At 39.0% G+C, this 308-nt stretch carries 1 pseudogene; it reads right to left on the bottom strand.

Annotated elements, in window-relative coordinates:
• Positions 1 to 222: 222 nt before the first annotated feature.
• A pseudogene (locus tag SB756_RS29075) lies at positions 223 to 308 on the bottom strand (carboxymuconolactone decarboxylase family protein); the annotation flags it as partial.

Below are 308 nucleotides of genomic sequence, written 5' to 3'. Positions count from 1 at the left end.
GTTACAGGTAGTAAAGAAGGTATTACTAAAGTGAAGTCGACCAGCGATTTAAAAGATGGGAAATTGGTTGTGTCTACCTCCTATTTAAAAAAAGGTGAATGGACCAAACCAGAGTCACGCATTTATACGCGTAGCAATCAAGCCGTAAAATTCAAATAGCTCCCGGTGCTTACGGCACAAAAAAGGCAGCTTTCGCTGCCTTTTTTGTTAATTATAACGCGATTATTTTGCGAATTTTTTAAATGGTTCGTCCACTGGCGTATTTGCTATGTGGTTAGTGTAGTTGCTCATTACCTTTTGCGATAAAC

It is taken from the genome of Pseudomonas sp. SIMBA_068 (assembly GCF_046534705.1).
Classification (GTDB): Bacteria; Pseudomonadota; Gammaproteobacteria; order Pseudomonadales; family Pseudomonadaceae; genus Aquipseudomonas; species Aquipseudomonas putida.
Note: the sequence above shows the minus strand (reverse complement) of the source record. Positions and strands in the feature narration are given on the sequence as shown.